This window comes from Streptomyces sp. ATCC 21386 (assembly GCF_018728545.1).
Classification (GTDB): domain Bacteria; phylum Actinomycetota; class Actinomycetes; order Streptomycetales; family Streptomycetaceae; genus Streptomyces.
The window spans coordinates 8,521,945-8,537,176 of the sequence record NZ_JAAVVL010000001.1 but is presented as its reverse complement, the minus strand read 5'-3'; the positions used below and the strand labels follow the sequence as shown (position 1 = coordinate 8,537,176).

Sequence of the window (15,232 nt, the reverse complement as noted above, 5' to 3'; positions counted from 1 at the left end):
CGCCTCCTGCACCGCCCTTGAGGTGCGTGTTCGCGCGTACGGCCGGTGTTGTCAGTGGGGCGGCGTAAGGTTCTTGGAAGTGGGGACGACGACCGTTCGGCGACCGTTCGGCGGTGCGGTGGTCCCCGCCGCTGGGGGACGCACGCCGAGAACCACGTGCCGGGGGGAGCCATGAACACAATGACGATGGGGACAATGGGCCTGACGGACCTGAACGACCTGCGCGATCCGACCCTTTCCAACGACATGGCGGTGCTGACCGGAGGCCCGGTCACCCGCTCCGGACTGGCGCTGGACCTGCCGGCCCGGCTGCTGGACGAGGAGTTCGGCCAGAGCAGGGTGTGGCGCTTCGAGGACTTCGACTTCCCGGCCACGCTCACCCACGAGCCGACCCGCCGTTTCCTGCGGAACATGGGTCTGCCCGAGGACCACGGCTTCTTCCACCTCGACACGGACATCCCGCTGCCGACCCTCGCCGAGTACTACGCGCACGAGCGCGCCGACGCGCTCACCCCCGACCGACTCCCCTCCAGAGCGGCCCACTTGATCCGCCTCGGTCACTTCGTCGAGGGCAACAGCGTCGTGGTGGACGGCACCACCGGCGCGGTCCTCAACTGGAGCGAACCCGAGTCGGCCCTCTGCCCCCTCGATGCCGACCTCTCCACCCTCGCCTTCACCCTCTGGCTCCTCAACCGCGAGAAGCACGAGAAAACGGCCACGGGTTGCTGGGTGGACCGCCTGCGCAACGAGGCGTGCGCGGAGTTCTGACCCTGCCGGGCCGGGCCGCGAGGCCGCCGTGCCACACGACGACGGGCCGACCGCTGGAGAAGCGGTCGGCCCGTCGCCGTAGGGAGGCCGTGGCGGGAATCGAACCCACGTACCTCGCTTTGCAGGTTTGTCCGTGCTGGTCAGAGCGTGATCCGGACGCGTTCATTGCCGTTCATTGCCGTCCGGGCGTTGGGGCTGTGGCAGCGTGACGAACGCCTCCGGATGGTCGTGTACGAGGATGAACGAGACGGAAACTGAGACGGCCGGGCGGAGGCGTCACTGAGACGTGAGCGTCTGTCCGTTGCTAGTGCCGCATCAGGCAACGTTCGCCCTGGGCGGTCTGCGACGATGGCGCCATGGACGAGGAAGTCATTCCCATTCTTCGCGTCGAGGACGCTGCTGCGGCGGTCGCGTGGTATGAGCGACTGGGCTTCGCCAAGCAGTGGGAACACCGCTTCGAACCGGGACTTCCCGCGTTCGTCGAGGTCGCCCGGGGCGGGGTGCGGTTGTTCTTGTCGGAGCACAAGGGAGACGCCCGCCCCGACACGTTGGTCTACCTCCGCGTTCGTGATGTCGAGGCCATCGCCTCCGAGTTCGGTGTGCAGGCGAAGGACGCTCCGTGGGCGCGCGAGATTGAGCTGCGCGACCCTGACGGCAACCGGCTTCGGATCGGCACGCCGACGGAATGACCCTCGCCGGCAGTGCTCGGCAGGGAAGCTGTGCTGGTGGCTGAGCGAGTACGCGTGCGCGAGATCGACGATGACGAGGGCAGGCGGCTTCTGCGGATCATCCGCCGTGGCAGCGGGTCTGTGGTGACCTGGCGGCGGGCCCAGATGGTGCTGCTGTCCGCCCAGGGCCTGCCGGTGGCGAAGATCGCCGAAGTGACGTTCACCAGCGCGGACCGGGTCCGGGATGTGATCCACAACTTCAACACCGACGGCTTTGACTCCCTGTATCCGAAGTACAAGGGCGGCCGGCCGAAGACCTTCACCCTGCCCGAGCGTCGCGAGATCAAGAAGATCGCCAAGTCCAGGCCGGCCGAGCACGGCCTTCCGTTCTCGACCTGGAGCCTGACCAAGTTGGCGGACTTCCTGGTTGCTGAGGGGGTGGTCGACGACATCAGCCACGAGGGCCTGCGCATCGTGCTCCGCGAGGAAGGCGTCTCCTTTCAACGCCTGAAGACCTGGAAGGCTTCCCGCGACCCCGACTACGCGGCCAAGAAGGCCCGTGTCGAACACCTCTACGCGATCGCCGACGGCGAGGTGATACCGGAGGCGGGCGAGCCCGAAGTCGTCTTCTGCATGGACGAGTTCGGCCCGCTCAACCTGATGCCCCACCCGGGCCGGCAGTGGGCCGAACGCGGCGGCAGGCACAAGGACCCCGACCGCGAACCCCGCCGCAGGCGGCGGGCGACCTACAACCGCTACGGCGGAGTGCGGCACCTGTTCGCCGCCCTGGACCTGGCCAAGGACAAGCTCTACGGCCACATCAAGCCGGTCAAGAAGCGCACCCAATTCCTGGAGTTCTGCCGCTACCTGCGCACCCTCTACCCGCCCGAGGTCCGTATCGCGATCGTCTGTGACAACTTCTCCCCGCACCTGACCACGAAGAAGTGCCAGCGAGTCGGCACCTGGGCTACCACGAACAATGTCGAGCTCGCCTACACCCCCACCAACAGCTCGTGGCTGAACCGGATCGAGGCCCAGTTCACCGCCCTGCGTTACTTCACCCTCGACGGCACCGACCACGCCAACCATAAGGAGCAGGGCAGCATGATCCGCCGCTACATCATCTGGCGGAACAGGCACGCCGCCGACGAACGCCTCCGCGAGGTCGTCGACAGGGCAAACGTTGCCTGATGCGGCACTAGATGGGCTTATCTGGGAGTGAAGACGTGGCTCAGTGCACCAAGTTTGGCGCACTGAGCCACATGTCCTTTCTGCGGCGGTCTTCTAGCTAGGATGTCGTGGAGCAGGGCTAGTTGGGCAAGGGGGTAGAAAGTTGGAGTGGAAGGAAACGGCTACACGCTTCATTCTCGGGCTAGTGTTTCTGCCGGCAGGAGCGTGGAGTTTTGCGTTCATTGCGATCCGCATGGGTCGCCTGTATCGGCCGTGGCGTAAGAAGAATCAGCCACATACTCTGGCTAAGTCACTCAGGCTCAAGAGTGCATTGCAAGGAAATCCGAGAAAAGCTGTAGCTGCTGCAAGATACTTTGAGGTTCGGCCCACTCTGAATCTGCAAGAAGTGCAGCGGTTGTATAAGTCGCAAGCAAAAGCGCGCGATAGGGTAATGATATGGGTACAAGGTTCCGCGCTTTTCTCGGTGATTCTTCTTGAGTTTTCGCTCTTCTCTTTGTCTGCGGTCGAGGAGAGTGACCCTTGGGGGATGGCCCCCATCTCTATCGGAGGGTTTATTTCTTTTCTGATCTTTTTCTTTATGACGCGTTCCGCTTCTCTCGTTTTTATGCGAGAGGAAGGCTTCGCGTGGGCGTACGTTCTCGCTGTTCGCTGCCTCGCTCTGTGCGCCGAACTGCCCAGGGGCCGGTCGACCCCGCTGGTCTTGGATCAAGAGGTGGCAGTTCTCAGTAAGGCGCTTGGAAGCTTTGCGCTCGCGGGCTATCCGGGAATGACGGACCAGCGAAAGAAGGACGTGCAACAGCATGTCTTGCAAGTGCAGCAGGCGCTCCATTCGGCTAGTGCGGAAGTTCTTAAGCGAGGTGCGCCTGCCTGTCAAGAGCTTGCGCAAATCGTCGGAGTCCTCGTAGCTCGACTTGCCGAACAGCGGTGGCAGGGTTTGCTTGACGAAGATCAACTCGTGGTGAATGATGCCGTCTTGGCGCACTCGATCCCTGAAAGTCGCCGCAAAGACGCATGGATCGTTATCGTCGGTGCGTCAGTCGCGGCAGCATTCGTCGTTATCGCGACGAGCCTTGGGGTCCCTCCCACTGCGACAGTCCCCGCCGCACTGGTATTTCTCATCGGCCCAGCTGCCCTCTGGGGCAGCAAGAGCCTAGGGTTCAGCCATCGTTCCCTGATGCGCTCGTCTAGAGACAGCATGGTGCAGCAGTCCCAGCAACCTGGCGGACCGACCCCAAGTGGCCAAGCGGGAGGGGCTGCCTCATGACCCCACGACCCTTGATGTGGCGGCTGCAGGTATGAGGTCACCATCAGTTGGCTCCCTCGTGCGGCTGAGTCGTATCTGCAGGAAGCAACTGAGACGAGAAATGAGACGGACGGATCAGAAGGGCGGCAACCTCGATGGGTGCCGCCCTTCTGTTTTTCCTGGTCAGACGTCAGAGGCCGTGGCGGGAATCGAACCCGCGTAACTCGCTTTGCAGGCGAGTCCCTAACTGATGGTTTCAGAATGAGCCACAGTCGTCTGAACTGGTGGAGCCAGGCCAGGCCCGCTCGACGACCCTGGTCATGGACCGCCTTGGTCGTCGGCGGTGAGCCGCTGTTCCAGGTGGCTGAGCAGGTGGGTGCATTTCCGGACCGTGTCGAGGTCGTCGCCCAGGATAACGGCGAGCTCCTGTGCCCAGGCGGCGCGCAGCACCCGGAGGTTGGCCGCCGCGCGCTCGGTCGGGCGCACGGCGATGCCGCGGCCGTTGGTGGCGGCGCGGGAAACCATCCCCTTGCCCTCGAGGCTGCGCAGCGCCGTGCTGACGTTGGTGCGCTGCAGCCGGGTGCGGCGGGCGATCTCGCTCGGCGCGGCCCCGGGGTACAGGTCGACGACCCGCATCACCTGCCGCTCGGTCTCGGTCAGCGTCACCACCTGCGGGCCTTCCGGGGTCCGGGCACGCACCAGCCGGCCGACGTTGAGGATCAGGTCGGCGAGGTCGGCGAGCGGGCCACCGGCGTCCGCGCCGACGGCGTCTTTTGTGTCGCGGGGCATGGCACCATCCTACTGAGTTATGTCACCATAATTATATGCCCATAACTCATGATGATGCGCAAGATCGGCAGACGGTCGCGACGGCGGAGAGCACCGACGTCCCGAAGCCGGTGAACCTGGGGCGCCGGGCGCGGCTGGCACTGCTGCTCGGCTCGCTGAGCGCCTTCGGTGCGCTCACGATCGACATGTACCTACCCGCCATGCCGAGCATGGCCCACCAGCTGCACACCAGCGCGCCGCTGGTTCAGATGACCCTCACGGCGTTCGTCGTCGGCCTGGCCCTCTTCCAAGTAATCGTCGGTCCACTGTCGGACGCATGGGGCCGGCGCCGCCCGCTGCTTGCCGGTATGGCGCTGTACCTGGCGGGGTCGCTGTGGTGCGCGCTGGCGCCCACCGTCGGCTACCTGATCGCCGGCCGGATACTGCAGTCGCTGGGTGCGGCCGCGGGCACGGTCCTGGCGCGGGCCATCGTGCGGGACCTGTTCTCCGGCACCGCCATGACCCGGTTCTTCTCCACCCTCATGGTCGTCAACGGCGTCGCCCCGGTCGTGGCGCCCGTCATCGGCGGCCAACTGCTGACGCTCACCACCTGGCGCGCGGTGTTCCTGGTGCTCGCCGCCGTCGGCGCCGTCCTGCTGCTTGCGGTCGTCTTCGCGCTGCCCGAGTCGCTGCCGGACGCTAAGCGGGCGCCGGCCCACCTGCGCGCGACGCTGCGGACCTTCCGGACGCTGGTCACCGACCTCCATTACCTGCGGTACGTGCTCGCCGCGGCACTGATGTTCGCCGCCGTGTTCGCTTACATCTCCGGATCGTCGTTCGTCCTGCAAGACGCCTACGGGCTCACGGCCCAGCAGTTCAGCCTCGTCTTCGGCCTCAACGGTCTGGGCATCGTGCTGCTCGGGCAGGTCAGCGGCTGGCTCGTCGGCCGCGCCGCCGACGAGCACACCCTGCTGCGCGTCAGTCTGACCGTGGCAACCCTCGGCTCCGCCGGCGTCCTGACCTGCGCCGTGCTAGGCCTCCCGCTACCGCTGCTGCTGACCTGCCTTTTCCTGGTGGTGTCCATGCTCGGCATCGTGCTGGCCAACGCCACATCCCTGGCACTGAGCGGCCACGGCTCCGCCGCCGGAGCCGCCTCCTCCCTGCAAGGACTACTGCAATTCCTCGTCGGCGGCCTCGCCGCCTCCGCCATGAGCCTGCCCGGCCAGGTCACCGCAGTCGCCATGGGCACCACCATGGCCATCTGCGCCGCAGCCGCGCTGGCCGTTCTCAATGCCCGCCGTACGTGAAACACATGCTCATTTCCGGAGTTCCGGGGCTAGATGTCGGTGCGTTCGGGACCAGCGAGCGCGGGCTGATCTCGACATTCGTGAGTTCCGGTGCCGCCGGAATCAGCACGGACAGCCAACTGATCATTTCAGGATGAGGCACGTAGGCGGCGCAGGCATATGAGGCTGCAGGCCAGTTCGAGCAGGCCCTGGTGGAGATCGGCGCGTCGTTCGTATCGGGTGCGGAGCCGTTTGAACTGGTGCAGCCAGGCGAAGGCACGCTCGACCACCCAGCGCACCTTGCCCAGTCCGGAACCGTGGGCGACGCCGCGTCGTGCGATCAACGGCTTGATGCCGCGCCTCCACAGCAGGCGGCGGTACCTGTCGAAGTCGTAGCCCCGGTCGGCATACAGGCGCCGGGGCCTGCGGCGGGGGCGGCCCCGCAGTCCCCGAATCGGCGGAACGGCGTCCAGCAGCGGCAGGAGCTGGGTGATGTCGTGCCGGTTGCCGCCGGTGAGCGTGACAGCAAGCGGGGTTCCGTGGCGGTCGACGATCAGGTGGTGCTTGGAGCCGGGGCGGGCGCGGTCGACGGGTGAGGGGCCGATGTGGTCCCCCCTTTGAGTGCCCGGACGTGCGACCCGTCTACGGAGCAGTCATCCAGGTCCAGCAGGCCGGCACGGCGCAGCTCGGTCAGCAGGGCCGCGTGCAGGCGCGGCCATACACCCGCCTCGGTCCAGTCCCGCAGCCGGCGCCAGGCCGTCACCCCGGAGCAGCCCACCGTCTCCGCGGGGACGTCACGCCATGCGACACCGGTCCGCAGCACATACATCACACCAGCGAGTGCCACTCGGTCGGGAATGCGCAACCGCCCGGGGTAGCGATGGCGCCGCTCGGGAGCGGGCGGCAGGAGCGGGGCCACCCGTTCCCACAGGTCGTCAGGAACAAGATCAGCACGCACTCCGGACACCCTGCCGACCAAGATCGGCGAGCACAAGACCCGCGACTCAACTCATTCTGAAACGACCAGTAAGCCACTCGGGCACACGGCCGGGTTGGGGGCGGGGGCCCGTGGGGCCCTGTCGCTCCGAACTCGATGTGTCGACCGTAGGCGGGGGGGTGGGCGGGGGCTCAAGAGCGGCGGGGGTGCTGCAACGGGACTGCCATACGCCGTTCATGAAGGGGGTGCTGGGCGGGCGTACGGGCGGGCGCACCGGGGGTCGTACGACCAAGGTCCTGGGGGACGGGGGGCTTTGGACAGGGGCGAAAGTCTGTTGTGCCCCTTACGCTGGCTCGCATGGCCGCTTCCGAACCGCGTGGCGCTGGTGTCACGCAGAGCCCTGTCCCGATGCCGGTCACCGACGGGGAGGAGAGCGTGCTGAGCCGCTCCTACCGAGGGCTCAGTGTCGGGATCGTCTCGGTCGTGCTGCTGATCGCGTTCGAAGCCATGGCGGTCGGTACGGCGATGCCGGTCGCGGCCCGTGAGCTGGACGGGATCCCGGTGTACGGGTTCGCGTTCTCGGCGTACTTCACGACCAGCCTGTTCGGGATGGTGCTGGCGGGTCAGTGGGCGGACCGGCGGGGGCCGTTGGGGGCGCTGACGGCGGGGATCGGTGCCTTCGCGACCGGGCTCGTGCTGTCGGGGACGGCCGGTGCGATGTGGCTCTTCATCCTCGGGCGGGCCGTCCAGGGCCTCGGCGGCGGGCTGGTGATCGTCGCGCTGTACGTCGTGGTCGGGCGCGCGTACCCGGAGCGGCTCCAGCCCTCGATCATGGCGGCCTTCGCGGCCAGTTGGGTCATCCCCTCCGTGGTCGGCCCGCTCGCGTCAGGCGCGGTGACGGAGCAACTGGGCTGGCGGTGGGTGTTCCTGGGGATCCCGGCGCTGGTGGTCCTGCCGTTGGGGCTGGCGCTGCCGCAGATACGACGGCGCGCGTCAGGGCCGGTCACCGCCGCGTCCGGCCGGGTGGCCTCCGCCACCGCCGCCCCCTCCTCCGACCGCCGGCGTATCCGGCTCGCCTTCGGTATCTCGCTCGGGGCCGGGCTGCTGCAGTACGCGGCTCAGGATCCGCGGTGGTGGTCGCTGGGGCCGGCGGTCGTGGGGGTCGCGCTCCTCGTGCCGGCCGTGGCGGGGCTGCTGCCGAGGGGGACGTACCGGGCGGTGCGGGGGCTGCCGTCGGTGGTGCTGCTGCGCGGGGTGGCGGCGGGCTCGTTCGTGGCGGCCGAGTCGTTCGTGCCGTTGATGCTGGTGACCCAGCGGGGGCTGTCGCCGACGCTCGCCGGGTTCTCGCTGGCGGCCGGCGGGGCGACCTGGGCGCTGGGGTCGTGGGTGCAGGCCCGGGCGCGGGTGGAGCCGTACCGGGAGCGGCTGATGACGGTGGGGATGGTGCTGGTGGCGGCGGCGATCACCACGCTGCCGGGGGTGCTGGTCGACTCCGTCCCGGTGTGGACCGTGGCCGTCGCCTGGGCGTTCGGGTGCTTCGGGATGGGGCTCGTGATCTCCTCCACCAGCGTGCTGTTGCTCCAGCTCTCCGCCCCGGAGGAGGCCGGCACCAACTCCGCCTCGCTCCAGATCTCCGACGGTCTCACCAACGCGCTGCTCCTCGCGGCGGGCGGCGCGGCGTTCGCCGCGCTGGGCGGGGGAGCGGTGGGGCACACGGCCACCACGGCCACCGAAGCCGCGTCCCACCCGGCCGCCTTCGTCGCCGTGTTCCTGCCGATGGCGGGGGTGGCGCTGGTGGGGGCCTGGGTGACCACGCGGTTGCGGGCCCGCTAGCTGAATCTGGTACCGATGTGACCCCACCCGGTGGTACCGTTTTGGTATGGCTATGAACCTGCGTCTCCGCGACGACCAGACGGAAGCTCTGAAGCTGCGCGCCGAGGAGGAGGGGACGAGCATGCACGCCATACTGCTGCGGGCCGTGGACGACTACCTGGCCAGGACGGCTCACGAGGCTCTGGTCCGCAAGGCCGCCAAGGAGCAGACCGTCAAGTGGGCCGAGCTGCTGGAGCGGCTGAAGTGAGCTGTGTCTACCTCTCGGCCGAGGACGTGCTGGCCATCGCCGGGCACGCGGTGGACGACCAGGCCGTCGTCGTGCGCGATGCCGGTCTGCTGGAATCCGCCGTGCACCGCCCCTCGGCCGCGATGTTCGGACAGGAGGCCTACACCGACCTGTTCGACAAGGCGGCCGCGCTGTTGCAGTCGCTGGCGATCAACCACCCCTTCCTCGACGGGAACAAGCGCACGGCCTGGGTGTCCTGCGTCGTGTTCCTCGCGATGAACGAGGTGCAGTTGCGGCCGGACATCGACGCGGCGGAGCGCCTGGTCATCGCCGTTTCGACCGGCGCTCTCGACGAGGTGAAGGTCATTTCCGAGGCGCTGCGCGACCTCGCCGAGTAGCGATGTGACCTCGGTCCCATCCTCGGGCGGCCCGGCGGAATGAGCGCGTCGGCGTGACCACCCCGCCGGTAGGGTGGCCCGGTTGTCATACGTAGCCGAGGTGTCCGCGTCGCTGCGCGAGTCGCCCGGGCTGCCCGCCGAGCCGCTCGACCCCCAGACCGGAGACCGTGACTACCACCGCCACCTCCTCCTCGAACCACCACCTCTCGCCCGCCTTTCCCGGCCGTGCCCCCTGGGGTACCGCCAGCAAGCTGCGTGCCTGGCAGCAGGGGGCGATGGAGAAGTACATCCAGGAGCAGCCGCGGGACTTCCTCGCGGTCGCGACCCCGGGCGCCGGAAAGACGACCTTCGCGCTGACGCTCGCGTCCTGGCTGCTACACCACCACGTCGTGCAGCAGGTGACGGTCGTGGCGCCCACCGAGCACCTGAAGAAGCAGTGGGCCGAGGCCGCGGCGCGGATAGGGATCAAGCTCGACCCCGAGTACAGCGCGGGGCCGCTCAGCAAGGAGTACGACGGGGTCGCGGTCACCTACGCGGGTGTGGGCGTACGGCCCATGCTGCACCGCAACCGCAGCGAGCAGCGCAAGACCCTGGTGATCCTCGACGAGATCCACCACGCCGGTGACAGCAAGTCCTGGGGCGAGGCCTGCCTGGAGGCGTTCGAGCCGGCCACCCGTCGGCTCGCGCTCACCGGTACGCCCTTCCGGTCCGACACCAACCCCATCCCCTTCGTCACGTACGAGGAGGGGGCGGACGGCATCCGGCGGTCCTCCGCCGACTACACCTACGGCTACGGCAACGCCCTCGCCGACAACGTCGTGCGGCCCGTCATCTTCCTCTCCTACAGCGGCAACATGCGCTGGCGCACCAAGGCGGGCGACGAGATCGCCGCGCGCCTCGGCGAGCCCATGACCAAGGACGCGGTCAGCCAGGCCTGGCGGACGGCGCTCGATCCGCGCGGCGAGTGGATGCTGAGCGTGCTGCGCGCCGCCGACCAGCGGCTCACCGAGGTCAGGAAGGCCATCCCGGACGCCGGCGCCCTCGTCATCGCCACCGACCAGGACTCCGCCCGCGCCTACGCCAAGCTGATCCGGGAGATCACGGGGACGAGCGCGACGGTCGTCCTGTCCGACGATTCCGGTGCCTCGGACCGTATCGACGAGTTCAGCCGCAACACCGACCGGTGGATGGTGGCCGTGCGCATGGTGTCCGAGGGCGTCGACGTGCCCCGGCTGGCCGTCGGGGTCTACGCCACCACCATCTCCACCCCACTGTTCTTCGCCCAGGCCGTGGGCCGGTTCGTACGGTCCCGGCGGCGCGGCGAGACCGCGTCCGTGTTCCTGCCGACCGTGCCCGACCTGCTCACCTTCGCCAACGAGATGGAGGTCGAGCGGGACCACGCCCTCGACAAGCCGAAGAAGGCCGGCGAGGAGGACCCGTACGCCGAGGAGGACAAGCTCCTCGCGGAGGCGGAGAAGCAGCAGGACGAGGACACCGGCGAGCAGGACATGCTGCCGTTCGAGGCGCTGGAATCCGACGCCGTGTTCGACCGGGTCATGTACAACGGCGCCGAGTTCGGTATGCAGGCCCACCCGGGGAGCGAGGAGGAGCAGGACTACCTCGGGATCCCGGGGCTCCTCGAACCCGACCAGGTGCAGCTGCTGCTCCAGAAGCGCCAGGCGCGGCAGATCGCGCACAGCCGCAAGAAGCCGGACGCCGAGGCCGACCTCGTGGAGCTGCCCGCCGACCGGCGGCCCGTGGTCACCCACAAGGAACTCCTCGAGCTGCGAAAACAGCTCAACGGCATGGTCGGCGCGTACTCCCACCAGAGCGGCAAGCCGCACGGGGTCATCCACACCGAGGTACGGCGGGTGTGCGGCGGACCGCCGAGCGCCGAGGCCACGGCCGGGCAGCTGCGCCAGCGGATCGCCAAGGTGCAGGAGTGGGCGACCCGGATGAAGTGAGGGGTGCGTACCGGGGCGCGTAGCGAGTGGGCGCCCCGGATTGCGTGCCGAACGGGCGCTCCAGGGAGGCGTGCGCCTGTCCTGCGGGGTGCGTGGCGGGCGTCGTGCGCCCGTATATTTCACGACAAAGCGAAGTAGTCCGTACCGGTCACTGACCGGATTCTGGACGGAGTCTTCCGCTCAGCGAACCCGCTCGTCTACTGTCCCGCTACGCACACGCCCCGTGGCAGCGCCGCCGCGGAGCGCAGCCGTGAAGCGACTCCGCCCGGATCATCCGGGTTCAGCCGATCGGCGGCCTCTGTAGCGCGTCGCCGAACGGGACCGGTGACGCATCAGCCGTGACAGGGGTCGCCGCCCTCACCAAGAAGGAGTGGGCGTCGTGACCGCGGAGACCTCTCAGACGCTTGATCGGGGACTGCGCGTCCTCAAGCTGCTCGCCGACACCGACCACGGGCTGACCGTCACCGAACTGTCCAACAAGCTCGGGGTCAACCGGACCGTCGTCTACCGCCTGCTCGCCACCCTGGAGCAGCACTCTCTCGTCCGCCGTGACCTGGGCGGACGTGCCCGGGTGGGGCTGGGGGTGCTGCGGCTCGGGCGGCAGGTGCACCCGTTGGTGCGGGAGGCCGCGCTGCCCGCGCTGCGGTCGCTGGCCGAGGACATAGGGGCGACCGCCCACCTCACACTCGTCGACGGCACCGAGGCGCTGGCCGTGGCCGTCGTCGAGCCGACGTGGACGGACTACCACGTGGCGTACCGGGCCGGCTTCCGGCACTCACTGGACCGGGGGGCCGCGGGTCGGGCCATCCTGTCGGGGCGGGATCAGCCGGGGGACTGGCCGGGGTACACGCTCACGCACGGCGAGCTGGAGGCCGGGGCGAGCGGGGCCGCCGCACCGCTGCTCGGGGTGACGGGCGTCGAGGGCAGCGTGGGCGTGGTGATGCTGGCGGACGCGGTGCCGGAGCGGGTCGGCCCGCGGGTGATGGACGCGGCACGGGAAGTGGCCGACGCGCTCCGGTGACGCGGACGCCCCCTGTCAGGGCAGTCGCCTCAGCCAGTCCAGCATGTGTGCGGTGAAGGTGTCCGGCTGCTCCATGTTCACGTAGTGCCCGGCGCCCTCGACGGTGACGGTGTGGCCCTTCGCGGCGACCGTTTTGACCAGACGCTCGGCCATGGCGATGAGGTCGGGGGCGTCCAGGGCGCCGTTGACGGCGAGGGTGGGGACCGTGAGGGTGGCGGTGCGGGCCCAGGTGTCCGTGACCGGCACGTGCCAGTCCCGCTCGCCGACGGTGTGCTTCAGGGCGGTGGCCCGGCTCATCTCCCGTACCCGCCGGACGATGTCGGGGTCCAGGTCGTCGACCTCGCGGTGCGGACCGGCGACCGCCTCGGCGACCACGTCGAGCCAGCCCTCCAGGTCGCCTGACATCAGCGTGCCGTAGTACCGGGCGACGCTGTCCTTGGTCCAGGGATCCGTGTACTCCGGCTCGCTGGTGCCGACTCCGCTGACGACGAGGGCGCGTACCAGGTCGGGATGTTCCAGCGCCGTGTCGACCGCCGTGCCGCCGCCCATCGACATGCCGACCAGGATCGCCGGTCCCGTGTCCAGGTGGCGCAGCAGCGCGGCGAGGTCGTCGGTGAAGCGGAACGGCTTGCTCGCGTTGGCCGAGGCGCCGTGCCCTCGCGCGTCCGGGGCGATGACCCGGTGACCGGTCGCCGTCAGCGCGGGTACCAGGTCCCGCCACATGGTGTGGTCCGTGAAGCCGCCGTGCAGCAGTACGAGCGGGGTGCCGGAGCCGGTGTCCAGGTAGGCGAGGGGACCGTCGTCGGACGGGAACGTGTGCGTGCGGACCTGCGAGGCATCAGTCATGACAACCAAGGTGTCATGTTGCCGAGAAGATGACAACCCAGTTGTCATTCTGTGGTGCGGTGGAGGTGTGGAAGACAATGAGCCCGTGACAGAGACCAATGAGCCGCTGCCGCCCGACGCGCTCGCCGGGCGGCTGTCCGAGGTGTTCGCCGTCCTGGGGCCCCTCTACCGTCGGACCACCCGCGCGCTGGAGCTGAAGGAACGGAAGGAGGGGTTCCCTGTCGGCGTGCGCGCGGTCCTGGAGCTGTTGCGCATGGCCGAGCAGCCGATGACCGTGCCGCAGATGGGGCGGACACTGGCGCTGAGCAGGCAGTTCGTGCAGCGGATGGTCAACGAGGCGGCCGGGCGGGACCTCGTCGAGGCCATCCCCAACCCCGCCCACCAGCGCTCCTCCCTGATCCGTCTGACCGACACCGGCCGCACGGCCATCGACGCGTTGGTCGCCCGGGAGAGCGCGCTGCTGAAGCAGGCCGGAGGCGATCTGACGGCGGCCGACGTCGACTCCTGCGTACGAGTCCTGACGCAGCTCCTCGAACTCTTCGAGGACGTGGACGTCAACTGACAGCTGGGCTCGGCGCCCGCCCGGAACCACGTGGGCGCCCGTCGCGGGCCCGAGGGGGACCACCGCCCCCTGGCCGGAATCACCCCTCACGTTAGATTGACTCCGTGCTCTCTCGTCTCTCCAGCTTTTCGCGTCCCGTCGCCGTAGCCGTGAGCTCCCTGCCGGTGGTGGGGCTGCTCGTCACGGTGGCGCTCGCGCCGTTGCCGTTCTCCGTGGCGCAGCCGGGGATGACGGCGAACGTCCTCGGTGAGAACAAGGGCGAGCCGGTGATCACGATCAGCGGCGCCCAGGCCCGGAAGACCAGCGGGCAGCTGCGGATGACGACGATCGAGGCGACGGGACCGGACGCCCGGGTCGGCCTCGGCGACGTGCTCGACGGCTGGTTCCGCAGCGACCAGGCCGTCATGCCCCGCGAAGCGGTCTACCCCAGTGGTGACACCACCGAGGAGATCCAGGAGCACAACGAGGCCGAGATGAAGGAGTCCCAGGACACAGCCACCGAGGCCGCGCTCGCCTACCTCGGCGAGGACTCCGGTGACATCGAGGTCACCCTGCGGCTCGCCGACGTCGGCGGCCCCAGCGCGGGGCTGCTCTTCTCCCTCGGCATCGTCGACAAGCTCGACGGCGACGGCAGCGGCGGCGACCTCACGGGTGGCCGGGTCATCGCCGGTACGGGGACCATCGACGCCGCCGGCAAGGTGGGCGCGGTCGGCGGGGTCGCCCTCAAGACCCAGGCCGCCCGGCGTGACGGCGCCACCGTGTTCCTGGTCCCCAAGGCCGAGTGCGCCGACGCGAAGGCCGAACTGCCCAAGGGGCTGCGGCTCATCCCGGTGACGACCCTGAAGGGCGCGGTCGGCTCCCTCGTAGCGCTGGAGACGGGCAAGGGGTCGGTGCCCAGCTGCTGACGGCGGTCCCTTCAGACCGGCCGAGCCGGCCAGGCCAGCCAGTCAGGCGCTCAGGCCGGTCAAGCTTTCAGGTCGTCGTCTCCCGAGGTCCGTCGGCGCGTTCGCGGAGCGCCTCCTGCTCCACCAGCGGGATGATCCGCAGCGGAACGGGGTTCTCCATCACGATCGCCGTGGCGGCCCGCACGATGCCGTCGATCCCGACGACCCGGTCGATCACCCGCTGGAGATCGGCGTTCGAACGGGCCACCAGCCGGCACAGCATGTCCCCGCTGCCGGTGGTCGTGTGCAGTTCCAGCACCTCCGGCACGGTCGCCAGGTGCGCCCGTACGTCCGCGCCCTGTCCCTGCCGGATCTGGAGGGTCGCGAACGCCGTGACCGGGTAGCCGAGCGCCGCCGGATCCACCTCGGGGCCGAAGCCGCGGATGACGCCGGTCGACTGGAGCCGGTCGAGCCGCGCCTGCACCGTGCCCCGCGCGACCCCCAGCCGCCGCGACATCTCCAGCACCCCGATCCGGGGCTCGCGCGCGAGCAGGACGATCAACCGCCCGTCCAGATGATCGATCGCCACCAGACCTCCCGGGGTGGTCATGCTGTGCGGAACACGCCGCCCGACGCG

General features: G+C 69.1%; 16 protein-coding genes and 1 tRNA gene. 12 read left to right on the top strand and 5 right to left on the bottom strand.

From position 1 onward, the window contains the following. Positions 1 to 180: 180 nt before the first annotated feature. From GWK25_RS36625 to GWK25_RS36610, 4 genes are all read left to right on the top strand, one after another. Positions 181 to 768, top strand: a complete 588-nt coding sequence (locus GWK25_RS36625) for an SUKH-4 family immunity protein (RefSeq protein ID WP_251829204.1) — start codon at positions 181 to 183, stop codon at positions 766 to 768. A gap of 356 nt (positions 769 to 1,124) precedes the next feature. Continuing rightward, positions 1,125 to 1,457, top strand: coding sequence for a glyoxalase superfamily protein (locus GWK25_RS36620; protein WP_060902991.1), 333 nt, complete (start codon positions 1,125 to 1,127; stop codon positions 1,455 to 1,457). Positions 1,458 to 1,493: 36 nt separating this feature from the next. After that, positions 1,494 to 2,627, top strand: coding sequence for an IS630 family transposase (locus tag GWK25_RS36615; protein WP_308404408.1), 1,134 nt, complete (start codon positions 1,494 to 1,496; stop codon positions 2,625 to 2,627). 142 nt (positions 2,628 to 2,769) lie between these two features. Beyond that, positions 2,770 to 3,891 (top strand): hypothetical protein, encoded by a 1,122-nt coding sequence (locus GWK25_RS36610; protein ID WP_215455779.1) that lies wholly within the window; start codon positions 2,770 to 2,772, stop codon positions 3,889 to 3,891. A gap of 173 nt (positions 3,892 to 4,064) precedes the next feature. Here GWK25_RS36610 and GWK25_RS36605 read toward each other — a convergent pair. Then, positions 4,065 to 4,144 (bottom strand) — tRNA-Cys (locus tag GWK25_RS36605). Between the two features lie 44 nt (positions 4,145 to 4,188). After that, the gene (locus GWK25_RS36600) at positions 4,189 to 4,659 is read right to left on the bottom strand and encodes a MarR family winged helix-turn-helix transcriptional regulator (RefSeq protein ID WP_215455452.1); all 471 of its coding nucleotides are present in this window, start codon (positions 4,657 to 4,659) and stop codon (positions 4,189 to 4,191) included. Positions 4,660 to 4,694: 35 nt separating this feature from the next. Between GWK25_RS36600 and GWK25_RS36595 the strand changes: the two genes are divergently transcribed. Next, entirely contained in the window at positions 4,695 to 5,945 is a 1,251-nt protein-coding gene (locus GWK25_RS36595; protein WP_215455453.1) for a multidrug effflux MFS transporter, read from the top strand. 128 nt (positions 5,946 to 6,073) lie between these two features. Here GWK25_RS36595 and GWK25_RS36590 read toward each other — a convergent pair. Beyond that, positions 6,074 to 6,882, bottom strand: a protein-coding gene (locus tag GWK25_RS36590) for an IS5 family transposase (protein ID WP_215455454.1) whose coding sequence is annotated in 2 segments (ribosomal slippage) — positions 6,074 to 6,543 and positions 6,543 to 6,882 — 810 coding nt in all. Because the reading frame shifts where the segments join, the coding sequence is not laid out codon by codon here. A gap of 336 nt (positions 6,883 to 7,218) precedes the next feature. Here GWK25_RS36590 and GWK25_RS36585 point away from each other — a divergent pair. From GWK25_RS36585 to GWK25_RS36565, 5 genes are all read left to right on the top strand, one after another. Then, positions 7,219 to 8,694, top strand: a complete 1,476-nt coding sequence (locus tag GWK25_RS36585) for an MFS transporter (RefSeq protein ID WP_215455778.1) — start codon at positions 7,219 to 7,221, stop codon at positions 8,692 to 8,694. Positions 8,695 to 8,740: 46 nt separating this feature from the next. Beyond that, complete coding sequence (locus GWK25_RS36580) at positions 8,741 to 8,941, top strand: ribbon-helix-helix protein, CopG family (RefSeq protein ID WP_037710693.1); 201 nt, start codon at positions 8,741 to 8,743, stop codon at positions 8,939 to 8,941. After that, the gene (locus tag GWK25_RS36575; RefSeq protein ID WP_215455777.1) at positions 8,938 to 9,318 is read left to right on the top strand and encodes a type II toxin-antitoxin system death-on-curing family toxin; all 381 of its coding nucleotides are present in this window, start codon (positions 8,938 to 8,940) and stop codon (positions 9,316 to 9,318) included. The genes GWK25_RS36580 and GWK25_RS36575 overlap by 4 nt, the downstream gene beginning before the upstream one ends. 167 nt (positions 9,319 to 9,485) lie before the next feature. Continuing rightward, entirely contained in the window at positions 9,486 to 11,282 is a 1,797-nt protein-coding gene (locus tag GWK25_RS36570) for a DEAD/DEAH box helicase (protein WP_215455776.1), read from the top strand. Positions 11,283 to 11,661: 379 nt separating this feature from the next. Next, positions 11,662 to 12,303: an IclR family transcriptional regulator gene (locus GWK25_RS36565; protein ID WP_215455775.1), complete on the top strand. Its 642-nt coding sequence runs from the start codon at positions 11,662 to 11,664 to the stop codon at positions 12,301 to 12,303. A gap of 15 nt (positions 12,304 to 12,318) precedes the next feature. Here GWK25_RS36565 and GWK25_RS36560 read toward each other — a convergent pair whose 3' ends face one another. Continuing rightward, positions 12,319 to 13,149, bottom strand: a complete 831-nt coding sequence (locus tag GWK25_RS36560; protein WP_215455774.1) for an alpha/beta fold hydrolase — start codon at positions 13,147 to 13,149, stop codon at positions 12,319 to 12,321. An 85-nt stretch (positions 13,150 to 13,234) separates the two neighbouring features. On the opposite strand from GWK25_RS36560, the gene GWK25_RS36555 reads away from it, so the two are divergent. Together GWK25_RS36555 and GWK25_RS36550 are read left to right on the top strand one after the other, a co-directional pair. Next, entirely contained in the window at positions 13,235 to 13,711 is a 477-nt protein-coding gene (locus GWK25_RS36555) for a MarR family winged helix-turn-helix transcriptional regulator (RefSeq protein ID WP_215455773.1), read from the top strand. A gap of 104 nt (positions 13,712 to 13,815) precedes the next feature. Beyond that, complete coding sequence (locus tag GWK25_RS36550; protein WP_215455772.1) at positions 13,816 to 14,616, top strand: S16 family serine protease; 801 nt, start codon at positions 13,816 to 13,818, stop codon at positions 14,614 to 14,616. Positions 14,617 to 14,683: 67 nt separating this feature from the next. On the opposite strand, the gene GWK25_RS36545 is transcribed toward GWK25_RS36550, so the two are convergent. Beyond that, the gene (locus GWK25_RS36545) at positions 14,684 to 15,205 is read right to left on the bottom strand and encodes an Lrp/AsnC family transcriptional regulator (protein WP_215455771.1); all 522 of its coding nucleotides are present in this window, start codon (positions 15,203 to 15,205) and stop codon (positions 14,684 to 14,686) included. Positions 15,206 to 15,232 lie beyond the last annotated feature (27 nt).

Bases quoted from the DNA above. Each gene is read 5' to 3' on its own strand.
- GWK25_RS36620 (WP_060902991.1), top strand. From the start codon at position 1,125: ATGGACGAGGAAGTCATTCCCATTCTTCGCGTCGAGGACGCTGCTGCG.
- GWK25_RS36545 (WP_215455771.1), bottom strand. From the start codon at position 15,205: ATGACCACCCCGGGAGGTCTGGTGGCGATCGATCATCTGGACGGGCGG.
- GWK25_RS36560 (WP_215455774.1), bottom strand. From the start codon at position 13,149: ATGACTGATGCCTCGCAGGTCCGCACGCACACGTTCCCGTCCGACGAC.
- GWK25_RS36600 (WP_215455452.1), bottom strand. From the start codon at position 4,659: ATGCCCCGCGACACAAAAGACGCCGTCGGCGCGGACGCCGGTGGCCCG.
- GWK25_RS36585 (WP_215455778.1), top strand. From the start codon at position 7,219: ATGGCCGCTTCCGAACCGCGTGGCGCTGGTGTCACGCAGAGCCCTGTC.
- GWK25_RS36580 (WP_037710693.1), top strand. From the start codon at position 8,741: ATGGCTATGAACCTGCGTCTCCGCGACGACCAGACGGAAGCTCTGAAG.
- GWK25_RS36625 (WP_251829204.1), top strand. From the start codon at position 181: ATGACGATGGGGACAATGGGCCTGACGGACCTGAACGACCTGCGCGAT.
- GWK25_RS36595 (WP_215455453.1), top strand. From the start codon at position 4,695: ATGCCCATAACTCATGATGATGCGCAAGATCGGCAGACGGTCGCGACG.